This window comes from Pseudomonas sp. NPDC089395 (assembly GCF_044749525.1).
Lineage (GTDB): Bacteria > Pseudomonadota > Gammaproteobacteria > Pseudomonadales > Pseudomonadaceae > Aquipseudomonas.
This window is the reverse complement of sequence record NZ_JBIVID010000006.1, coordinates 242,171-264,010: the sequence shown is the minus strand read 5'-3', so window position 1 is coordinate 264,010 and position 21,840 is coordinate 242,171. Positions and strand designations below refer to the sequence as shown.

Sequence of the window (21,840 nt, the reverse complement as noted above, 5' to 3'; positions counted from 1 at the left end):
GCGCCATACTGGCGCGCTTTTTCGTAACGCTGTGCATGCCAACCAGGGATTACCCCGATGAAAACAACAATACGCAATGCCTTGCCCGAGAGCTGGAGCCTGGTGTTCTCTTCCGCCGCCTCCGCTTATGGTGTGGGCCTGCTCGGTCTTTGGGCGCTACCGTTTCTGATCAGCGCGATCATCAATGACCTCAAGCTCAACGAGGCCCAGGCCGGGCTGCTGATGTCGGCCGAATTCATCTTCACCATGCTCGCCTCGCTGCTGGTAGCGCCGCTCATGGGCCGCGCCCCACGCCGAACCCTGGCGTTGGGTGGCACCCTGCTGGCGATCGCCGCCAACCTGGTCAGTGCGCACATGACCGACCTTTATGCCCTGGGCGCCGTGCGCTGTGTGGCCGGGGTCGGCGCGGGCCTTGCGCTGGCGTGCGGCAACGCCTGCGTGGCCAGTGCCAAGCAGCCCGACCGTATCGCCGGGCACATGAACATCCTCTCGGTGCTGCTGATGATCGTGGTCATGCTCGGCTACGCCAAGGTCATGGCGCTGTACGGCCTGGCCGGGCTGTACAACGCCATGGCCGCGACCATGGCGGTCATGCTGCTGGCGATCCCGGTGATGGAGCAGCGTGCACCGGTACTCGAAGCGACGGTGGCGACGCGCAAAGGCCCTGGCAATGTGCTGCTGAGCCTGCCGGCCATCTGCATGATGCTGGCGATGTTCGTGTTCCAGGCCCGCGACACCATGGGCTGGGCGTTCGTCGAGCGCATCGGCACCCTGGTCGGCTACAACGGTGACGAACTGGGCGTGTTGCTGTCGTTCCAATCATTCGTCGGCCTGATCGGTCCGCTGCTGGCGGCGATGATCGGCAAGCGCTTCGGCCTCAGCACTCCGGTGATCCTGGCCATTCTGCTGACCGGCGCGACCAGCCTGTGCTACGTGCTGGGCGAGCACTCCAAGACCATGTACACCATCGGTGTGATGACCATCTGCATCACCTACTTCTATGCCCTGAGCTACCTGACCGGGCTGGCTGCGGCGCTGGACCGCGAAGGGCGTGTGGTGGCTGCAGCGAGCAGCTTTCTTAGCCTGGGGCTGGCGGTGGGGCCTGCGATTTCCGGGGGGTTGATCTCGCTGGGCGGGTTCAGTCTGGCGGCCTGGGGCATTGGGGTTACCGTGGTGCTGACGTTGATGCTGGTGGCTATCCCCTTGGCGAGCATTCGCCGTGAGCAGGTTCCTGCAGTCCTGGCGACCGCCTGAGGTTCGGCGGCGCGGTTGAGATCGAGCGCCGCCCGCGCGGCGCATCGCGGATAAATCCGCTCCTACATTTGTTGCAACGTGCCTATGTCTGATAGGCCATGGTTGTCAGCCTTGTTTGCACGACGCGATTTTTCGACGGGCACCCAAAGCGGGCAACCATGGCCTGACAGACCGTGGTACGTTGCAACAAATGTAGGAGCGGATTTATCCGCGATGCGCCGCGCGGGCGGCGCTCGATCTTGACCGCGCTGAAAAACTCGACCCAGGCAAAAATGCAGGCCACCCCTGCATTTTTGCCGATTGTGGACGACAAATTCGCATGCCACGATCTCGCGATACTCCAGCGCCCTCCAAACTTCACTTGGAAAATCAATAACAAAGCAGGGAGAACGCGATGACCGCGCACGCTCATACCTCGGCAACGGCTCATGTACTGGCCGAGGTCCGCAACCAGATTGGCCACCTCACCCTCAACCGCCCCACCGGCCTCAATGCCTTGACCCTCGACATGGTGCGCAGCCTGCGCCAGCACTTCGACCGCTGGGCCGAAGACCCGCAGGTGCTGGCCGTGGTGCTGCGCGGCGAAGGCCCCAAGGGCTTCTGCGCCGGTGGCGATATCCGCTCGCTGTACGACAGCCACAAGGCCGGCGACACGCTGCATGAAGACTTCTTCGTCGAGGAATACGCCCTCGACCTGCTGATCCACCGCTACCGCAAGCCGGTGCTGGTGCTGATGGACGGTTTCACCCTCGGTGGCGGCATGGGCCTGGCCCAGGGCTGCGACCTGCGCATCGTCACCGAGCGCAGCCGCTTAGGCATGCCCGAGGTCGGCATCGGCTACTTCCCGGATGTCGGCGGCAGCTACTTCCTGTCGCGCATTCCGGGCGAGCTGGGCACCTACCTGGGCGTCAGCGGTGCCCAGATCCAGGCCGACGACGCGCTGTACTGCGGGCTTGCCGACTGGTACCTGCCCAGCGACAAGCTCGCGGCGCTGGATGAAGGCCTGGACCGCCTGACCTTCACCGAGCAGCCGCTCAAGGACCTGCAGAACCTGCTGGCCAAGCTCGGCAGCCAGACCCTGGGCGACGCGCCGCTGGAGAAGCTGCGCCCGGCCATCGACCACTTCTTCGCCCTGCCCGACCCGGCGGCGATCATCGAACAACTGCGTGCCGTCAACCTCGGCGACAGCCATCAATGGGCCCTGGCCACTGCCGACCAGCTGGAAAGCCGCTCGCCGCTGGCGATGGCGGTTACTCTGGAAATGCTGCGCCGGGGCCGTCACCTGGCGCTGGAAGACTGCTTCGCCCTGGAGCTGCACCTGGACCGCCAGTGGTTCCAGTACGGCGACATCATCGAGGGCGTGCGCGCCCTGATCATCGACAAGGACAAGCAGCCGCGCTGGAATCCGCCAACCTTGGCCGGCCTGCAACGCCAGCGGGTCGAGCAATTCTTCGAAGGCCTGTGAGCCCGGGAGTACAGCAATGCAAGACCTGGAACTGAGCGAAGAGCAGATCATGATCCGCGACATGGCCCGGGACTTCGCCCGTGGCGAGATCGCCCCGCACGCCCAGGCGTGGGAAAAGGCCGGCTGGATCGACGACGGCGTGGTGCGCAAGATGGGCGAACTGGGCCTGCTGGGCATGGTGGTGCCGGAGGCGTTCGGTGGCAGCTACACCGACTACGTCGCCTATGCCCTGGCCGTCGAGGAAATCGCCGCTGGTTGCGGCGCTACCGGGGCGATGATGAGCATCCACAACTCGGTGGGCTGCGGCCCGCTGCTGGCCTACGGCACGCCTGAGCAACAGCAGGCGTGGCTGCCACGACTGGCCAGTGGCGAGGTGATCGGCTGCTTCTGCCTGACCGAGCCGCAGGCTGGCTCCGAGGCGCACAACCTGCGTACCCGGGCCGAACTGATTGACGGTGAATGGGTGATCAACGGCGCCAAGCAGTTCGTCAGCAACGCCCGCCGTGCGGGCTTGGCGATCGTCTTTGCGGTGACCGACCCGGACCTGGGCAAGAAAGGCCTGTCGGCCTTCCTGGTGCCGACCGACAACCCAGGCTTCAAGGTCGACCGCAGCGAACACAAGATGGGCATTCGCGCCTCCGACACCTGCGCCGTGACCTTCGACAACTGCCGTATCCCTGCCGCCAACCTGCTGGGGGTGCGCGGCAAGGGCCTGGCCATTGCCCTGTCCAACCTCGAAGGTGGGCGTATCGGCATTGGCGCCCAGGCGCTGGGGATTGCCCGTGCGGCGTTCGAGGCGGCGCTGGTGTACTCGCGTGACCGGGTGCAGTTCGGCAAGCCGATCAACGAGCACCAGAGCATCGCCAACCTGCTGGCCGACATGCAGGTCCAGGTGAATGCCGCGCGGTTGCTGATTCTGCATGCCGCGCGCCTGCGCACGGCTGGCAAGCCGTGCTTGTCGGAGGCTTCACAGGCGAAGCTGTTCGCCTCGGAGATGGCTGAGCGGGTCTGTTCGATGGCGATCCAGGTGCATGGGGGGTATGGCTACCTGGAGGATTACCCGGTGGAGCGGCATTACCGGGATGCGCGGATTACCCAGATCTATGAAGGGTCCAGCGAGATTCAGCGGATGCTGATTGCGCGGGAGTTGAAGCACTATCCGTTGTAGGGCTCGGCTTGGGATTGGTGGGGATGCGTAGATCGCGCGCCGCGCGGGCGGCGCGCGATCTCAAAAACCCTACAAGACTCAAGGCAAGCCCTACCGCCGCCGCAAAGTCTCCGAAGGCAGCTCGCCAAACCGCTGTCGATAAATCTCCGAAAACCGCCCCAGGTGCAAAAAGCCATAATCCATGGCCAACTCGGTCACGCTGCGCACCGTGCAACTGCCATCGCTCAGGCACGCATGCACCCGTTCCAGCTTGCGCTGGCGCACGTACTGCTTGGGCGTGGTGCCCAGTTGCCGGTCGAACAGCGCATACAACGACCGCACACTCATGCACGCCTGCTCCGCCAGCGTCTCGGCCGCCAGCTCCAGCTTCAGGTTGCGATCGACATAATCAAGTATCCGCTCCAGCCCCACCCCAGGGCTGCCCAAGTGCTCGCGGCGGATATTGGTGCTCATCAAGGTCAACAGCTTGCTTGCCACGATCTCGCTGTAGTGCCCCTGCACGCGCGGCAGCGAATCGCTGACCTCGGCCTCATGGCAGACCATGCCCAGCAGGTTGACGAAACCTTCCAGCTCGTCCAGTCGATAATGGTTGCGCAAGAACCGCACCCCGCCCTCCGGCCGTTGCCAGCGTTGTTCTTCGCAGATCGACTCGAGCAGCCGGGTGGGCACCTTGAGGATGAACTTCTCGCAGTCGTCCGAGTAGGTCAGGTCGACCGGGTCGTCCGGGTTGATCAGCAACAGCTCGCCCGGCACCAGGTGGTGCTCGCGCTGGTGGCCGCGCCACAGGCAGTTGCCGTTGAGCAGCACCTGCAGGTGGAAGATGGATTCAAGTGCCGGTGAAGTGACGCGCACACTGCCGCCGTAGCTGATGCGGCACAGGTCGAGGTCGGCGAACTTGCGGTGGCTGAGGCTGGCTTGAGGATGGGTGGTGCGTGACAAGCCGATGCAGTGCTGGCCGACGTGCCGGTTGACGTAGTCGGACACGGCATACGGGTCGGCGTGATGGAACACGCTACTGCGCTCGCTCAGCAGGCGGCTTTCCATAGGCAAGGCACTCGGTGTCGTTATTGTTCTGGGTGCCGCTTCCTACTGGCTCGGGGGCCTGTGGTCGCGGTCGGTCACGGTCATTGAACGATACACTAAGCAAAAGGTGAGGGTTGGGCAATGCGACCTGTGGATTGGGTGGGCGGATAGCGGACAGGGGCGCGGGCGGGGTTGCGCGATAATCGAACGGTTTTGCAATTTGTGGGGGGGGCGGTGAAGGCCATCATCGAGTTGGCGCAGGACGAAGGCCACCCGACAGCACCGCATCGCCTGACACCCGTCACTGCACCGGCAGGAAGTTCATCAGCAACAGGCTTTGCGCATAGTTGAGCCCGATCCGCCGGTAGCGTTCATCCAGTAGCTCGGCGAGCAGATCCAGGCGTGCCACGATCTTGCCGAACTCGACGGCGAAGCTCAGGTTGCTGCCCTCTTCGGAAATCTCGTTGGAAAACAGCAGCAGCACGCCATTGGCATCCTGGCGCTGGCTGAGCATCCAGGTTGCCTTCTCGATGTTGCGCGCGGCATTGTTGACGAACAGCGGGTCGATGGTATCGGTCATGTAGAACTCGGTACGCCCGCCGTGCGCGGTGATCAGCATGCTGCCGATGGCGTAGATGAAGGCGCCGACCCGGTCACCGCGAAACTCCGGGCTCAGGGCATAGCTCAGGGCTGCGAGGTCGCGGCGGTTGCCCAGCTGCGCCAAGGGCTGGCGCTGTTCGATGGCGATGCGAATCTGCCGCTCGGCGGTGGCGGCATCGAGGTAGCCGGACATCTTCCACTGGTTGGGGTTGCGCAGGTACAGCTTGTTCATCAGCAGGTACAGGCTCTGCAGGTTGTCGCGCATCGACAGCGTCGCCAGGCGATCGACGCTGGTCTGGAACAGCTCGCTGGGCTTGCCGTTGCCGAACTGGCTGACGATGTCATGGCCTTGTTGCTGGGTACAGGCGCCCAGGCTGATCAGGACGCCTGCCAACAGCAGGCGGGGGAAGAATTCGGGTTTGTTTGCAACCATCGGCACCGGGACGTAATCGGCGGCCGCGCGGGGGATCGGCGTGGCCTGGCCAAGCATAGAGCCCGGAAATGGGAAAAAGTGCGATGGGGGTGATGTGCTTGTCTGTGATGGCCTCTTCGCGGGACAAGCCCGCTCCCACAGGTTCTCCACTTACTTCAAGGCTGCAAAGTACTTGTGGGAGCGGGCTTGTCCCGCGAAGAGGCCGGTTCAGGCAACCCAAGACTTACATGGCGTGACGCAACATCTCCACCATCTGTGCATGCAGCGCCGGGTCGCCACAGGCCACCACGCACCCGCCATCCTGCGCCGAACTGCCATCCCAGGCGGTCATCACCCCACCCGCCCCTTCGATGATCGGCATCAACGCCTGCACGTCATAGGGTTGCAGGCTCGCCTCGACGATCACATCGACGAAGCCCGAAGCCAGCATGCAATAGGCGTAGCAGTCGCCACCGTAACGCATCAGCCGCGCCTTGCCAGCCACGGCTTCGAAGGCCGACTTGCGCTCGGCCGTGTCGAACATGTCGGGCGTGGTGCACATCAGGGTGGCCGACGCCAGGTCCGCACAGGACCGGGTTTTCAGCGGCGTACCACTGCGCCAGGCGCCTTCGGGCGTACCCACGAAGCGCTCACCGGTGAACGGCTGGTTCATCACCCCAAGCACCGGGCGCGTACCGTCGTTCAAGGCAATCAGCGTGCCCCACAATGGCAGGCCGGTGATGAACGCACGGGTGCCGTCGATAGGATCGAGCACCCAGGTCAGCGGGCTGCTGCCCACTGCCACGCCCGCCTCTTCACCGAGAATGCCGTGCTCGGGGTAGCGTGCCTGGATCAGCGCGCGCATGGCGTCTTCGGCCGCCTTGTCCGCCACGGTCACCGGGTCGTACAAGCGCCCGCCCTTGTCCTCGACGTCCAGGCTGGCGCGAAAGTACGGCTGGATCGCTGCTGCAGCGGCATCGGCCAACTGCTCGGCGAAGGCGCGGTATTCGGCGATCTGTTCGGCATTCAGGGACATGGGGCGGGACCTCGAGGTAGAAGTTGGGGCTCGCATCATACCCGAGTGGCCAGCGCCTGCGTGCTAGCCGCAGCTGGGTCTAGACTGAACAGACCACGAGGCATGAACCGGGGGGCTGCCCACACGAGGAGGTGTGCGATGAGCCAGTTCAAGCGTTTGTTCGTCATGCTCGGCCCGCAGATGCGCCACACGCCAGCCCTGCAACGCGCAGCGGCATTGGCGGAGTCCAACGGTGCACTGCTGGATATCAATGTGTTCGTCGACGATGTCGACACCTTTGGCTTGATGGGCGACGGTCACGAGCGCGAGCGACTGCTCGCCGACAACCGCCAGTGGCTGGCCGACCAGGCCGAGCAACTGGGCAATGCCGGGCTCGATGTGTCCACCGAGCTGCTGCTGACCCGCGACCCGCTGGGCAGCGTGCTCGAACGCATGGAACAAGTGGGCTGCGACCTGATGGTCAAGGACGTGCAGCACGAGCCGGTGCTCAAGCGCCTGCTGGTGACCCCACTGGACTGGCAACTGCTCAAGGACAGCCCGGTGGCGGTGCACCTGGTCAGCGACATCCGCCTGCCGCTGCCCCGGCAGATCGCCGCGGCGGTCGACCTCAATAGCCATGGCGTCGGCGAACACCTGGACGAGCAGGTGATCCATTGCGCCCATGCCCTGGCCCTGCAGTGCAACGCCGAACTGCACTTGCTGCATGTGTGTGATGCGAGCAAGACCCACATCGCCGATTTCGGCGCCGGCACGGTGACCATGCCTGGCTTCGATGCCAGCGTGCGCAGCGGCCAGCGCGCGGCGTTCAACCGGCTTGGCGACCATCATCAGATCGCGCTCGAGCGCCGGCATTTCCTCGAAGGCGCCGCGACGCGGGCGATCGCCCAGTTCGTCAGCCACAGCCGGATGGATGTGATCGTGATGGGCAGCCACCGGCACGATGCCATGCAGACGTTCCTCGGCGGCACCACGGCCCATGTGCTGGAGCATCCACTGTGCAACGTACTGGCGATCAAGGGGGCGCAATAGGTTTCTGCGGCTCATCGGCGCCCACCTTTCTCGTGCAGGTGCAGGCTTGCACGCGAAAGGACTCGGGCGGCGCCGACCATGGTATGTGGTACACCAGTTCCACTTAAATATAATGTATTTGATAATGATTCGTAGTAGTTTCACGGCGCTCCCCCACCCCCTCAGCGCCCTACTTCAGGATCGTACCGTCGATGCGTCGCACGTTCGTTTCGCTTTGTGTGCTTCAAGCCATCTCCCCCCTAGCCCTTGCCGAGCCTGCACCTGCCAGCGACCCTGCAAGCATCGAGCTGCAGGCCCTGAACATCACCAGCAGCGCCGACAGCGAGCGCGCCGATGGCCCGGTCGAGGGCTATCGGGCCACCCGCTCGGCCAGCGCCACGCGTACCGACACCGCCCTGCATGAAACCCCGCAGTCGATCAGCGTGGTGCCCAAGGATGTGCTCGAAGACACCGGCGCCACGCGCCTGCAGGATGGCCTGGACTACGCCGGCGGCGTCGGCCGCGCCAACAACTTCGGAGGCCAGGGCCTGACCACGTTCACCGTGCGCGGCTTCACCACCGGCGAGTTCTACCGTAACGGCTTCCCGATCAACCGCGGCTACCCCAATGCCCCCGACGCCAATACCGTCGAGCGCCTGGAAGTGATTCGCGGCCCCGCCACCAGCCTGTACGGCCGTGGCGACCCTGGCGGCACCTTCAATGTGGTCAGCAAACAGCCGCTGGCCGACCCCAAGGTGACCTTGGGTAGCCAGTTCGATGACCAGGGCATGCACCGCGCCACCCTGGACGCTACCGGGCCGCTCAACCAGGACGGTTCGCTGGCCTATCGCCTGAACGTGCTGGGCGAAGGTGGCGAGAGCTTCCGCGATGATGTCGAGAGCGAACGCTACGACGTCGCGCCGGTGATCAGCTGGCAGGTGAACGACGCCACCAGGCTGGTCTTCGAGGGCGACTTCATGCGCAACAACCACCCGCTGGACCGTGGCCTGACCCGCCTGCCCGGCCAGCGCGGCACGGCCTCGCGCGACACCTACATCTGGGAGAAAGGCAGCGACAACCTGCTGCACAACGACAACGACATGGCGCAACTGCGCTTCGAGCACGCCCTCGACGACAACTGGACACTCGGCGGCGGCCTGCAGTGGCTGGACGGCTCGCTCAAGGGCAACGCCGTCGAAGCCAATGGCCTGCAGGCGGACGGCCGCACCCTGGGGCGCAACTTCAATTACCGCAAGCTGGAGTGGACCGACCGCGACTATCAGCTCAACCTCACCGGCCACTTCGACACCGGCGGCTTCGCCCATACGCTGCTGACCGGCATCGAATACGAAGACTACGACTACAACTCGATCATCCAGCGCTCGGCCGCCGGCAGCGGCGCCTACCCGATCGACATCTTCGACCCGGTGCTGGGCCAGCCCCGCCCTGCCCTGACCCGTACCACCACCTTCGACAAGGAGAACCTCAAGACCTGGGCCGCCTTCGTCCAGGACCAGGTTGCCTTGACCGAGCGCCTGAAGGCCCTCGCCGGCGTGCGCTTCGAGCGCTACGAGCATGACTACGACAACAAGCTCAACAATGCCGGTGACTTCAGCAAGGGCGAAAACGGCGTGACCCCACGCTTTGGCCTGATCTATGACCTCACCGACAGCGTGGCGGTCTATGCCAACACCGCGCGCTCGTTCAAGCCCAACAGCGGTGCCAGTCTGCAAGGCAGTGGCTTCGACCCGGAGAAAGGCAAGTCATATGAACTGGGCGTGAAATGGCAGGCGCTGGATCGCCAGCTGAGCATCGACGCGGCGATCTACCACATCGTCAAGGAGAACGTGCTGACCCGCGACCCGAACGACCCGACCGGCACCTACAGCATTGCCGCAGGCGAAGTGCGTAGCCGTGGCCTGGACATCAACATTGCCGGCAACCTCACGCCCGAATGGCGAGTGATCGGTGGCTATGCCTACGTCGATGCTGAAGTGACCGAGGACAACAGCGTGCCCACCGGCACGCGCCTGGCGAACATTCCGCGCAACAGCTTCAGCCTGCTGAACACCTACGAGTTCCAGGATGGGTTGGCCAAGGGCCTGGGCCTGGGGGTTGGGGTGAAGTACATCGATGACCGCGCCGGGCAGACTGCCGCGACCACCTACACCATGGAGCGCTACAGCGTGGTCGACCTGCTCAGCTTCTACAAGGTCAACGAGCACGTGCGGCTGAACCTGGATGTGAAGAACCTGTTCAACAAAGGCTATGACGAAGGGGCGTTCAATACCTACGTCTACCCAGGCGCACCGCGCACCGTACAGGCCGGAGTGTCTTACACCTTCTGAAGGGCTGGGGCCGCGCTGCGGCCCCCTGCTACTCAGAATCCTTTGCTGTAGAACAGCGAGTACGACTCGATGCCGTCGTTCGGCTGGTTGATACCAGCATTGGAGTAGTGCATGACACGCAGGCCTATCTTCTGCTCCCCCGGCAGCTTCAGGCCAAAACCGATACGGTCTTCGAAGTTGACCGACGAACCCAGTTGCTGATTGCCCACATCGGTCTTGGAGAACGCCGCCAGGCCGATACCGGCCTCGATGTACGGGGTGTAGGTGAAACCGCTGAACTCGTAGGTGAACACCGGGCTGAATGACAGCGAGTGGGCGCCACTGAAGTCACCCCCTTCCCAATAGGTGTAGGCCGCATCCCAGTAGCCGGTGACGTAACCGGTGTTGCTTTCCAGCCATTTCTTGTCCCAGTCGAAGGACATGCCGATACGGTAGGTCATGTCCCCCTGGCCGGTGGCGCCAATGGCCCCGGACACCTGCGCAGCCTGAGCCAGGTTGGTCGCGGTGAATGCCAATACGGCGGCAGCCAGCGAAGCGGCTAGTCGGGTATTCATTGATGACTTCTCCTGATGGTCAACACGGCAAGCGGGGGCTTGGGCCCCTCGATTTTTTCGGTGACCCGTACATTCAACGGGTCACACGATGTAATACCTTTCTGATTATTGTTCAGATAATCAGAAAGTTGAAAGTGATTTGCCACTAATGGCTAATCTCTTTTTCCGCCCTCAGCGGCCGGGTTTCAATCGTACTCGGCCTCCTCATGTTCACCCAGCAAACGGCGCTGCCGGGGCGTGGCCGCCTGCAACACGTGCGGGTTGAACTGCCAGCTCAAGTACGGCGAAAACTTTTGCGCCACCATGCGCCGCCCGTAGTGCACCTGCAGCATGTCGCGCTCGCGGGTGTTGCTGCAGTTGGCTGCCGCGCTGTGCCAGACGTCACTGCGAAACACCAGCGCATCGCCCGCCTGGCACAACACCGATTGCGCCTCGCGCCCCTGCCATTGCTGCTCGCCGTCTTGCGGCGGTCGCGCCGCACGGTGGCTGCCGGGCACGATGCAGGTCGGCCCGATGCTAGGGTCGATGTCGCAGAGGTACAGCTGTGCCGTGAGAATGTGTACAGGCTGGACGAAGTCTTCACGCTCGCTGATCCACGCCGGGAGTTGCATGGGCAGATGATCCAGGTGCAAGCCCATCCCCGGGTAGCCGGGGTGGCTGCGCCAGGCGGTCTGGCCGATCACGTGGCAATCGCTACCCAGCGCTGCCTCGGCCAGGGCGATCAGCGGGGGCAGGTCGAGAAACGGCAGCCACAGCGGGTTGCGATTGAAGACACATTTGTAGTGTTCGAGCAGCCCTTGGTAATCCCAGTGGATAGGCTGCAGGTCATCGATGGCGCAGCGCAGCAACGCCACCTGCAGGGGGTCGAGCACACGGGGCAGCAGCACGTAGCCCTGCTCCTGCAACTGCTTCAACTGAACGTCCAGTCCCATGGCGATGTGCTCCTCCATGCGCGGAGTACATTTGTACTCCGCGCCGTATCTGCCCTCTTAACGCCAGTTGAGGTTCACCGTGGCGGGTGCCTTGCCGTTGACGGTCACGTGCTGCTGCACCGTAGTGCCGTCAGCCTGCCCGATCACGCGGTACTGGCCCGGCGGCAGCTGTACGTATAGCAATGGCCCTGCATCCTGCAAGCTGAGCAACGAGCTGCCTTGGGCATTCTGGATGTCCACCGAAGCGCCGCTCTGGAACTTGCCGTCGGGCCCGGTCGAGAGTTCTACGTGAAGGTCGTAGCCTGGGGTCTTGCGCAGGGCATTGGCTTCGTCCTGCCCGATGCCGCCTTCCAGGTAGCGAATGCCGTTCTGCTCCTGCGGTTGCAGTTGCACCGCTTGCATGTCGACCGGGGCATTCAGGTCCGCGGCGGCGGCGAGGGTCCAGGGCAATGCCAAGGTGACCAGCAGTGCTGCACCCAGGGCGTAGTGATGATGACGCATGGTTAGCTCCTCCTTGTGGAGATGGCTCACCTACATTGGATGCCCGGCCAGCGGCGGGGTTCACCCCGCGCGGCGTTCTTCGAGCAGTTTCACGAACATGCTCAGGCTGCGCGACACGGTGCCCCGCCGCCACACCAGCCAGGTCTTGAGGTAGCGGAAATCCTCCGACATCGGCCAGGCGCTGACCGTGCTGCAGCCGGGCATGTTGTCGAGCATGCTGCGCGGCAACATGGCCAGGCCCGCGCCGGCGCTGACGCAGGCGAGCATGCCGTGGTACGACTCCATTTCATGGATCTTGCCTGGCACCGCCTGGTCCTGGACGAACCAGTTCTCGAAGTGATGGCGATACGAGCAGTTGGCACGGAAGGCGTAGATGCTCGCACCATTGACGTCCTGGGCGCGGCTCACCGGCGCATGGTTGAGGGGCGAGATGATCACCATCTCCTCTTCGAACACCGGCATGCCTTCGAGGGTCGGGTGCAGCACCGGCCCATCGACGAACGCCGCCACCAGGCGCCCGGACAGCACGCCTTCGAGCATGGTCCCCGAAGGCCCGGTGGAGAGGTCGAGGTCGACCTTGGGGTAACGCTGGTTGTACGCCGCCAACAGCGCCGGAATGCGCACCGCCGCCGTGCTCTCCAATGATCCCAGGGCGAAGGTGCCCTGCGGGTCTTCGCCGGCCACGGTCAGCCGTGCTTCGTGCACCAGGTCGAGGATGCGCCGGGTGTATTCGAGGAAATTCCAGCCAGCTGGCGACAGGCGCAGGCGGCTCTTTTCACGAATGAACAACTCGACGCCAAGGTCTTCCTCCAACTGCTTGATGCGGGTGGTCAGGTTCGACGGCACCCGATGGATGTGCTGGGCGGCGGCGCTGATGCTGCCCTGCTCGGCCACGGCTTTGAAGATCTCCAGTTGCACCAGGTCCACAATCATTCTCCAAACGTGAATGTTTCGCTCATTATTATTCAGTTTTCATTAAAGCTATAGCCCACTAGTCTGGCGTCACTGATTAACAACAAAGAGTGCCCCGCCATGAGTGCGATCAGCAGCCTGACCCACGCCATCTCCGTCGACCCTTTCAGCGGCGAACAGATCGGCGCCTACCCCTTCGACACCGACGCCGCACTGGAAGCGGCGCTGCAACGCGCCAAGGCGGGCTATAGCCGGTGGCGCCAAGTGTCGCTGGGGCAGCGCAGCGAATACCTGCTCGCCCTGGCCAGCACGCTGGAAGCCAAGGCCGAAGCCTTCGCGCAGATGATCAGCCACGAAATCGGCAAGCCGATCAGCCAGGCCCGCGGTGAAGTGAGCAAATGCGTCGGCCTGTGCCGTTGGTACGCCGAGCACGGCCCAGCCATGCTGGCCGCAGAACCGACCCAGGTGGAAAAGGCGCGTATCGAATACCGTCCACTGGGCCCGATCCTGGCCGTGATGCCGTGGAACTTCCCGATCTGGCAGGTGCTGCGCGGCGCGGTACCGGCGATTCTGGCCGGCAACACCTACGTGCTCAAGCACGCCCCGAACGTGATGGGCAGCGCTTACCTGCTGGGTGAACTGTTCAAGGACGCAGGCGTCCCTGAAGGCGTGTTCGAAGTGCTCAACGTGACGCCGGAGGGTGTCACCCGCGCCATCAACGATCCGCGTATCGCCGCCGTGACCCTCACCGGCAGCGTGCGCGCCGGCATGGCCATCGGTGCCCAGGCCGGTGCCGCGCTGAAGAAGTGTGTGCTCGAGCTGGGCGGTTCCGATCCGTTCATCGTGCTGGCCGACGCCGACCTGGACGCCGCGGTCAAAGCTGCTGTGATTGGCCGCTACCAGAACACGGGCCAGGTCTGCGCCGCCGCCAAGCGTCTGATCGTCGAAGAAAGCATCGTCGAGGAGTTCACACGCAAATTCGTCGAGGCGACGCGCCAGCTGAACGTCGGCAACCCGCTGCAGGACGACACCTACATCGGCCCGATGGCCCGCTATGACCTGCGCGACGAGCTCGATGCCCAGGTCCAGGCGACCCTCGCCGAAGGTGCCACCCTGCTGCTGGGTGGCAGCAAGGTCGAAGGCGTCGGCAACTTCTACGCACCGACCGTGTTCGCCAACGTGACCTCGGAAATGACGGCGTTCAAGCAGGAGCTGTTCGGGCCGGTGGCAGCGATCATCACCGCCCGTGATGCCGACCACGCCGTGGAGCTGGCCAACGACAGCGAGTTCGGTCTGGCGTCGACCATCTACACCGCCGACTATGCCCTCGCCGAGCGCATGACGGCGGCGCTGGAGACTGGGGGCGTGTTCATCAACGGTTACTGCGCCTCTGACCCCCGTGTGGCGTTTGGTGGCGTGAAGAAGAGTGGTTTCGGGCGGGAGCTGTCGCACTTTGGCGTGCGTGAGTTCACCAATGCGCAGACGGTTTGGCTGGATCGTAACTGAGTTGCTGCCTGGGGCCGCTTTGCGGCCCCAACGACCTCAATCCCTGACCTGGTCCTTGACCCAGTCCAGCATCCCCCCCGGCACGATCAGCTCATGCCGCGCCCGTGAACACGCGGTGTACAACCCCGCCAACATCCGCGCCCGTTCATTGCGGTTGCCCGCCGTTGTCGGTGCAACCATCAATTCCGGCGACACCATCACCCGCGCGAACTCCATGTTCTTCACATCCCGAACCCGCCCCAGGAACAACTTCGGCGCCTTGTCCCAGCGATAACGGCTCTTGGCCTTGGCGAAGTGCTCAGGGGTGTAGCCCTTGCGCAGCATGCCGGCCACGGCAGCAAAAGCCTTGTCGTCGCCCTTGTCCTGCTCCAACGCCTGCCAGCTGGGATAGCGGAACAACATCGGGTGGCGCGCCCGGGTGCCGTAGCGGTACAGCTCGATGCAGTCCTCGACGAACAGCTCGAAGTCCTTGCGCGCGCTTTTCAGCAGCACGAACGGCACGCCTTGGTGTGTCAGGCGCTGGAACCAGCCGAACAGCCCCCACTCGTCGTCGACGATCAGCGCCGTAGGCTGCTCGGGCACTGTCACCGCGTCGAAGAAGCTGACCCGCGTGTAATGCTCGGCACTGCCACTGAACGCGGCCTGGATGGCGGACGGGTGCGCCTGGATCAGCGGGTTGAGCACGCTGTCCATGGCTGGACCTGCGCGCAACGAGTGGTCGATGTAGCGCTGGCGGATGAAGCTGCCGTGGTGCGGGCTCAAGCCATTGAGGTTCTGCAGCTCATCGCCCAGGGCAATGACTGACTGCGGGCTGCGGTCGAGCACGGCAAGCATCGGTGCGGACAGCTCGTGGGCTTCGTCGACGATGACGTGGGTGTAGCGGCTGTCGATCACCTCGGCGGTCAGCGACAACAGCTTGACTCGGTGGTAATCGCGCAACGGCAGCTGGATCTCGCGGGCCGAGGGGCGAATCAACTCTTGCCAGTACAGCCGGGCTTTCTCCAGCAGCACTTCCTGATCCAGCGGCGAGGTCCCCGGGCCGGCCCAGGGCAGGTGATGCAACTGCAGCTGGCTGTCGCCGCTGCGGCAGAAACTTCGCACGGCCTTGATGCACAAGGCCACCACGTCACGCGCGGCCAACGGCCCGATGTCGGGAATGGCCAGCCATCTCACCACCTGCGCCTCCTGCGGGCGCCATGACAGCTTGGTACGGTACGGGTCGCGCAGGCGCCAGCCGTTGCTGGTGAGGTCACGGTTGAGGATCTCGTCGGCCAGCTGGCCGAAGGTCATCGCCGTGTAGGCGGCGGCGTCCTTGACCCGTGCCTGCAACGCCCGCAGCTGGCCTTCGGTGAGGGCCAGCAGCAAGGTACGCTGCGGATCGAGCAGGCGTGCGAACTGCTCGATCAGAAAGGTCTTGCCGGTGCCGGCGAAGCCCTGCACCGCCACCGACTCGTCCACGCCGGAAAGGAACTCGCGCAGCAGGCGGTTCTGCTGGTCACTGAGCAGCAGGTCGCTGGCCAGCGACGGCAGGTAGACCGGGTGCAGCGGCGTCACGCGCTGGCGGTAGCTGTCGGCGAACTGGAAACTCCACTGGCCCTCGTCGTCCTGAAACTCATCGACCGGGTATTCGACCTCTGGCGAAACCAGGCCGACGCCATTCTCGCCCAGCATGCCAAGCCCCATGGCGAAGGCTTCGCGGTCGAAATGCTGCGCCACCTGGCCCTGGAAACGGCCCGGGGCGGCCGCTTCGACTTCATTGGCAATGCGCACGATTTCGGCGAATCGCCGCTCCTGCGCATCGGCCGAGGCGCTGGCGGGTTGCCGTGGCAGGTTCTGCACGAACAGCACAGCGGCGGCCTCGAACAGGCTGGCGGTGTGAAAGAAGTCGGTGGGCTCGCTGGCCAGGCGGTCGGCCTGGTCGCTGGGCAAAGGCAGGTAGAACATCGAAACCTCGGGTGGAAACTGCCAGGCACGATAGCAGGTTTCAGGCCCTGCTGCGCCTGAGCGTCTCGCTCGGTAACTCCTTGAACAATTGCCTGTAACTCTCTGAAAATCTTCCCAAATGCCAGAAAGACCAGCGCATCGCCACTTCCGCCACTGTCAGCTCACCGCCGCGCAGCAGGTCACGCCGTGCGCCGTTCAACCGGCGTAAGCGCAACCACTGCGCCGGTGGCATGCCGGTAAAGGCCTTGAAGGCTTCCTGTAGCTGGCGCAGGGAAACGCCGGCAACCGCCGCCAGTTCCACCAGGTTGAGGGTCTCCTCCGGGCAGTCCGCTGCCCATTCGCTGACCCGCTGCATGATGCCCCGCTCCACCCCACGCCGTCCTAGGGCACCGCCCTGCAGCCGCTGACAGGCGTTGTCGAGAATGAACAGGCAGTCTTCCAGCAGTTGCTCGGCCAGCGCCTGGCCCTCCAGCGGGCAATCCGCATCACCCAGGCGCGTCAGGGTGGCACTGAGCCAACTGCCGAACAGCGCGTTCTGACCGCTGCCCAACGGCACCATGAACAACCCTTCGAGGCGCTGCGGGTCAAGCCCGTGGCGGGCCAGGAACGCCTGGTCGAACACTACCGCCACTTCCTGGTAGTTCTCCGGCGTGATCCAGATATTGCGGCTCTGCTCGTTGAGCAGGTAGAGGCTGTTCTCGCTGCGATCGAAGCAGAACGCCAGGGCGCCGCTCGGGGCGCGGAAGAACTGCTCGACGCGGGTGTTCAGGCGCTCTTCGTACACCTCCACGCCATCGAGCCCCAGGCAGCGCAACTGGCCGCTGAAGTGGCCCGGCGACATCTGCCGGTACTGTTGCTGCCAACCCGGCGTAGCACGCACCAGCTCGGTGACATCGGTGGTGTGAAAAGCCTGGACTTGCAAGGCATTGGGCGTATTCACGCTTGGTCCTATTTGCACTCTTTTGGTGCATTCATTGTCGAATAAAGTGGATAGATCGCCTGTGGGGGCTGCGACCAAGATAGTCGCCAGCACGCCGTGTGGGAAGGTTCCTACACGCAAGTGCCATAAAAACCCAACCAAGAGGTCTGTATGAACGCCCCCTTCGATCAGCTGTCCACCTGGCTGAAAGAGCACCGCATCACCGAAGTCGAATGCGTGATCAGCGACCTGACCGGCATCGCCCGCGGCAAGATTGCGCCGACCGCCAAATTCCTCCACGAGCGCGGAATGCGCCTGCCCGAAAGCGTGCTGCTGCAAACCGTTACCGGCGACTATGTCGACGATGACATCTACTACAGCCTGCTCGACGCCGCCGACATCGACATGGTCTGCCGGCCCGACCCGACCGCGGTGTACCAAATTCCGTGGGCCATCGAGCCGACTGCCATCGTGATCCACGACACCTTCGACAAGCACGGCAACCCCATCGAGCTGTCGCCGCGCAACGTGCTGAAGAAAGTCCTCAAGCTGTATGCCGACAAGGGCTGGCAGCCGATCGTCGCGCCCGAGATGGAGTTCTACCTGACCCAGCGCTGCGAAGACCCGGACCTGCCCCTGCAAGTACCGCTGGGCCGCTCGGGCCGCGCCGAAAGCGGGCGCCAGTCGTTCTCCATCGATGCGGCCAACGAATTCGACCCGCTGTTCGAGGACGTCTACGACTGGTGCGAACTGCAAGGCCTGGACCTGGACACGCTGATCCACGAAGACGGCCCGGCGCAGATGGAGATCAACTTCCGCCACGGCGACGCGCTGGACCTGGCCGACCAGATCACAGTGTTCAAACGCACCATGCGCGAGGCTGCGCTCAAGCACAACGTGGCCGCCACCTTCATGGCCAAGCCGATCACCGACGAGCCCGGCAGTGCCATGCACCTGCACCAGAGCGTGGTCGACATCGCCACCGGCAAGCCGGTGTTCGCCAATGACGATGGCAGCATGAGCGAGTTGTTCCTGCACCACATTGGCGGCTTGCAGAAGTACATCCCCAAGCTGCTGCCGATGTTCGCGCCGAACGTCAACTCGTTCCGCCGCTTCCTGCCGGACACTTCTGCGCCGGTCAACGTCGAATGGGGCGAAGAGAACCGCACCGCGGGGCTGCGTGTGCCCACCTCCAGCCCCGACGCGATGCGGGTGGAGAACCGCCTTCCAGGCGCCGACGCCAACCCGTACCTGGCGATCGCCGCGAGCCTGTTGTGCGGCTACCTGGGCATGGTCGAGAAGCTGGAGCCGAGCGCACCGGTGCAAGGGCGCGCCTATGAGCGACGCAACCTGAGGCTGCCGATCACCATCGAGGATGCCCTGCAGCACATGGAGGACTGCGAGACCGTGCAGCAGTATCTGGGCAAGCAGTTCGTCCAGGGCTATGTGGCGGTCAAGCGTGCCGAGCATGAAAACTTCAAGCGCGTGATCAGCTCCTGGGAGCGTGAGTTCCTGCTGCTCAGCGTGTAACGCATCGCCGGCAAGCCGGCTCCCACAGGGGCCGGTGTTGCCAGCGCTGTACCTGTGGGAGCCGGCTTGCCGGCGATGGGCTGCAACGCAGCCCCAAAACACCGAACTCGAAGAACAAGACCAACGAGGTGTCGACATGCGTCATCTGCAATCCCTGATACCCGCAGCATTCACCCTGCTGTTCGGCGCCGCCGCGCAGGCCACGCCCACCGTCAGCGTGTACAACTGGACCGACTACATCGGTGACACGACGCTGGCCGATTTCCAGGCCAGCAGTGGGATCAAGGTGGTGTATGACGTGTTCGACTCCAACGAAACCCTGGAGGGCAAGCTGCTCGCCGGCCGCACCGGCTACGACGTGGTCGTGCCCTCCAACCACTTCCTCGCCCGCCAGGCCCAGGCCGGCGCCTTCCTGCCGCTGGACCGCAGCAAGCTGCCGAACTGGAAGCACCTGGACCCGAAACTGCTGCAGCAGCTTGAACAGAACGACCCCGGTAACCAGTACGCTGTCCCTTACCTGTGGGGCACCAATGGCATCGGTTACAACGTCGACAAGGTCAAGGCCGCGCTGGGCATCGACCGTATCGATTCCTGGGCGGTGCTGTTCGAGCCCGAAAACCTGAAAAAGCTCAAGCAATGCGGCGTCGCCTTCATGGACTCGCCCGACGAGCTGTTCCCCGCCATGCTCAACTACATGGGCATGGACCCACGCAGCGAGAAGGCGGGCGACTACGCCAAGGCCGAAGCACGCCTGCTCGAACTGCGCCCCTACATCACCTACTTCCACTCTTCCAAGTACGTCTCCGACCTTGCCAACGGCGATATCTGCGTGGCCTTCGGCTACTCCGGCGACGTATTCCAGGCAGCCAACCGTGCGATCGAAGCCAAGAACGGCGTGAAAGTCGCCTACAGCATCCCGAAGGAAGGCAGCAACCTGTGGTTCGACCTGCTGGCCATTCCCAAGGATGCGCAAAACCCTGATCAGGCCCTGGCCTTCATCAACTACCTGCTGCAGCCGCAAGTGATCGCCAAGGTCAGCGCCACCGTCGGCTATGCCAACGCCAACCCCGACGCCAACGCGTACATGGACCAGGCGCTGGTCGACAACCCCGAGATCTATCCGCCCCAGGCAGTGCTGGACAAGCTGTACATCTCCAGTACCCCAAGCCCGAAGATCATGCGCGTCATGACCCGCTCCTGGAGCAAGATCAAGTCCAACCGCTGAGCCGAGAACGCGCCATGCCTTTCGATACCCAACACACCGCGTCGTACTATGCCGCCACGGCGCGCAACACGGCGCCCTACCCCAGCCTCGACGGCGAACTCGCGGCCGACGTGTGCGTGGTCGGCGGCGGCCTGACTGGCGTCAACACTGCCCTGGAGCTGGCCGAGCGGGGCCTTTCGGTGGTCCTGCTGGAAGGCCGACGCATCGGCTGGGGCGCCAGTGGGCGCAACGGTGGCCAGCTGATCCGCGGCATCGGCCATGACGTCAGCGGCTTTGCCCGCTTCGTCGGCGATGATGGCGTGCGCTACCTGAAGCAGGCCGGCATCGATTCGGTGGCCCTGGTGGCCAGCCGCATCGAGCGATACGGCATCGCCTGCGACCTGCGCTGGGGCTTCTGCGAGTTGGCCAACACCCCTGCCCAGTTCGCCGCCTTCAAAGAGGAACAGGATGACCTTGCCGCACTGGGTTACCGCCACGAAACGCGCCTGATTCCGGCCACCCGCATGCAAGAGGTGGTGGCCAGTGACCAGTATGCCGGCGGCCTGGTGGACATGGGCTCGGGCCACCTGCACCCGCTGGACCTGGTCCAGGGCGAAGCACGGGCGGCGCAGGGGCTGGGGGTGCGCATCTTCGAGCAGAGCCCGGTGCTGCGCATCGAGCACGGCCCGACGGTTACCCTGCACACCGCGCGTGGCAAGGTGCGGGCGCAAAGCCTGGTACTGGGCTGCAACGCCCACCTGGATGAACTGGAACCACGCCTGAGCGGCAAGGTGCTGCCGGCCGGCAGCTACGTGGTGGCGACCGAACCCCTGCCCGAGGCGCTCGCCAGCACGCTGATCCCGCAGAACATGGCGCTGTGCGACCAGAAAGTCGGCCTGGACTACTACCGCCTGACCGCCGACCGCCGCCTGCTGTTCGGCGGTGCCTGCCACTATTCAGGGCGCGATCCCAAGGACATCGCGGCGTATATGCGGCCGAAGGTGACCAAGGTGTTCCCGCAGTTGGCCGATGTCCGCATCGATTACCAGTGGGGTGGCATGATCGGCATCACCGCCAACCGCTTTCCACAAGTGGGCAGGCTGAGTCAGCACCCGAATGTCTACTATGCCCAAGGCTATTCCGGGCATGGGCTGAACGTGACCCACTGGACGGCGAAGCTGCTGGCAGAAGGTATCGCGCTCGGCCAGAGCAAGGGGCTGGATGTGTTCAGCGCCGTGCCGCACCTGACCTTCCCGGGGGGTAAGGCGTTGCGCTCGCCGCTGCTGGCGATGGGGATGTTGTGGTATCGCTTGCGTGAAGCATTGGGCTAGTACCGGCCCTGTGGGAGCCGGCTTGCCGGCGATGAGGCCAAGATAGGCAAAAGCGGGGGATCAAGATGATCCCAGTCGCCGCCCTGTTGCCTTGGGCAGGCTGTTCGGGCCCTATCGCCGGCAAGCCGGCTCCCACAGGAGAAACCACTGCATTAAGTGAGTGAGGTGTCACCGAAGCGTCGTGCCGTGGCGG

18 protein-coding genes are annotated in these 21,840 nt (G+C 64.2%); 9 read left to right on the top strand and 9 right to left on the bottom strand.

Annotated features, from left to right (window positions below):
- Positions 1 to 57: 57 nt before the first annotated feature.
- The 3 genes from ACIPZG_RS15780 to ACIPZG_RS15770 all read left to right on the top strand — a co-directional run bounded on the left by ACIPZG_RS15780 (position 58) and on the right by ACIPZG_RS15770 (position 3,887).
- Positions 58 to 1,254: an MFS transporter gene (locus tag ACIPZG_RS15780; RefSeq protein ID WP_400715241.1), complete on the top strand. Its 1,197-nt coding sequence runs from the start codon at positions 58 to 60 to the stop codon at positions 1,252 to 1,254.
- Between the two features lie 394 nt (positions 1,255 to 1,648).
- A complete protein-coding gene (locus tag ACIPZG_RS15775; RefSeq protein ID WP_400715239.1) occupies positions 1,649 to 2,719 on the top strand; it encodes an enoyl-CoA hydratase/isomerase family protein in 1,071 nt (356 codons plus the stop codon).
- Positions 2,720 to 2,735: 16 nt separating this feature from the next.
- Positions 2,736 to 3,887 (top strand): acyl-CoA dehydrogenase family protein, encoded by a 1,152-nt coding sequence (locus tag ACIPZG_RS15770; protein ID WP_400715237.1) that lies wholly within the window; start codon positions 2,736 to 2,738, stop codon positions 3,885 to 3,887.
- 90 nt (positions 3,888 to 3,977) lie between these two features.
- Here the strand turns inward: ACIPZG_RS15770 and ACIPZG_RS15765 are convergent, their stop codons facing one another.
- The 3 genes from ACIPZG_RS15765 to hisN form a co-directional block, all read right to left on the bottom strand.
- A complete protein-coding gene (locus ACIPZG_RS15765; protein WP_400715235.1) occupies positions 3,978 to 4,931 on the bottom strand; it encodes an AraC family transcriptional regulator in 954 nt (317 codons plus the stop codon).
- 280 nt (positions 4,932 to 5,211) lie between these two features.
- On the bottom strand, positions 5,212 to 5,943 hold the full coding sequence (locus tag ACIPZG_RS15760) for a hypothetical protein (RefSeq protein ID WP_400715233.1): 732 nt from the start codon (positions 5,941 to 5,943) through the stop codon (positions 5,212 to 5,214).
- A gap of 223 nt (positions 5,944 to 6,166) precedes the next feature.
- A complete protein-coding gene (gene hisN, locus ACIPZG_RS15755) occupies positions 6,167 to 6,958 on the bottom strand; it encodes a histidinol-phosphatase (RefSeq protein ID WP_400715231.1) in 792 nt (263 codons plus the stop codon).
- 138 nt (positions 6,959 to 7,096) lie between these two features.
- Between hisN and ACIPZG_RS15750 the strand changes: the two genes are divergently transcribed.
- On the top strand, positions 7,097 to 7,987 hold the full coding sequence (locus ACIPZG_RS15750; protein ID WP_400715229.1) for a universal stress protein: 891 nt from the start codon (positions 7,097 to 7,099) through the stop codon (positions 7,985 to 7,987).
- A 191-nt stretch (positions 7,988 to 8,178) separates the two neighbouring features.
- The gene (locus tag ACIPZG_RS15745; protein WP_400715227.1) at positions 8,179 to 10,314 is read left to right on the top strand and encodes a TonB-dependent siderophore receptor; all 2,136 of its coding nucleotides are present in this window, start codon (positions 8,179 to 8,181) and stop codon (positions 10,312 to 10,314) included.
- Between the two features lie 32 nt (positions 10,315 to 10,346).
- Here the strand turns inward: ACIPZG_RS15745 and ACIPZG_RS15740 are convergent, their stop codons facing one another.
- From ACIPZG_RS15740 to ACIPZG_RS15725, 4 genes are all read right to left on the bottom strand, one after another.
- Entirely contained in the window at positions 10,347 to 10,868 is a 522-nt protein-coding gene (locus ACIPZG_RS15740) for an acyloxyacyl hydrolase (RefSeq protein ID WP_400639729.1), read from the bottom strand.
- Positions 10,869 to 11,053: 185 nt separating this feature from the next.
- A complete protein-coding gene (locus ACIPZG_RS15735; RefSeq protein WP_400715225.1) occupies positions 11,054 to 11,800 on the bottom strand; it encodes a phytanoyl-CoA dioxygenase family protein in 747 nt (248 codons plus the stop codon).
- A gap of 57 nt (positions 11,801 to 11,857) precedes the next feature.
- Entirely contained in the window at positions 11,858 to 12,301 is a 444-nt protein-coding gene (locus ACIPZG_RS15730; RefSeq protein ID WP_400715223.1) for a carboxypeptidase regulatory-like domain-containing protein, read from the bottom strand.
- Between the two features lie 60 nt (positions 12,302 to 12,361).
- Positions 12,362 to 13,228 (bottom strand): LysR family transcriptional regulator, encoded by an 867-nt coding sequence (locus tag ACIPZG_RS15725; RefSeq protein ID WP_400715221.1) that lies wholly within the window; start codon positions 13,226 to 13,228, stop codon positions 12,362 to 12,364.
- Positions 13,229 to 13,333: 105 nt separating this feature from the next.
- Here ACIPZG_RS15725 and ACIPZG_RS15720 point away from each other — a divergent pair, with 105 nt between their 5' ends.
- The gene (locus ACIPZG_RS15720; protein ID WP_400715219.1) at positions 13,334 to 14,719 is read left to right on the top strand and encodes an aldehyde dehydrogenase family protein; all 1,386 of its coding nucleotides are present in this window, start codon (positions 13,334 to 13,336) and stop codon (positions 14,717 to 14,719) included.
- Positions 14,720 to 14,755: 36 nt separating this feature from the next.
- Here the strand turns inward: ACIPZG_RS15720 and ACIPZG_RS15715 are convergent, their stop codons facing one another.
- Together ACIPZG_RS15715 and ACIPZG_RS15710 are read right to left on the bottom strand one after the other, a co-directional pair.
- Positions 14,756 to 16,663 (bottom strand): hypothetical protein, encoded by a 1,908-nt coding sequence (locus ACIPZG_RS15715; RefSeq protein WP_400715217.1) that lies wholly within the window; start codon positions 16,661 to 16,663, stop codon positions 14,756 to 14,758.
- Between the two features lie 40 nt (positions 16,664 to 16,703).
- Positions 16,704 to 17,603: a helix-turn-helix domain-containing protein gene (locus ACIPZG_RS15710; RefSeq protein WP_400639735.1), complete on the bottom strand. Its 900-nt coding sequence runs from the start codon at positions 17,601 to 17,603 to the stop codon at positions 16,704 to 16,706.
- Between the two features lie 150 nt (positions 17,604 to 17,753).
- On the opposite strand from ACIPZG_RS15710, the gene ACIPZG_RS15705 reads away from it, so the two are divergent.
- From ACIPZG_RS15705 to ACIPZG_RS15695, 3 genes are all read left to right on the top strand, one after another.
- Positions 17,754 to 19,112 (top strand): glutamine synthetase family protein, encoded by a 1,359-nt coding sequence (locus tag ACIPZG_RS15705; protein WP_400639736.1) that lies wholly within the window; start codon positions 17,754 to 17,756, stop codon positions 19,110 to 19,112.
- A gap of 136 nt (positions 19,113 to 19,248) precedes the next feature.
- A complete protein-coding gene (locus tag ACIPZG_RS15700; RefSeq protein ID WP_400715215.1) occupies positions 19,249 to 20,337 on the top strand; it encodes a polyamine ABC transporter substrate-binding protein in 1,089 nt (362 codons plus the stop codon).
- 14 nt (positions 20,338 to 20,351) lie between these two features.
- Positions 20,352 to 21,647 (top strand): NAD(P)/FAD-dependent oxidoreductase, encoded by a 1,296-nt coding sequence (locus ACIPZG_RS15695; protein ID WP_400715213.1) that lies wholly within the window; start codon positions 20,352 to 20,354, stop codon positions 21,645 to 21,647.
- Positions 21,648 to 21,840 lie beyond the last annotated feature (193 nt).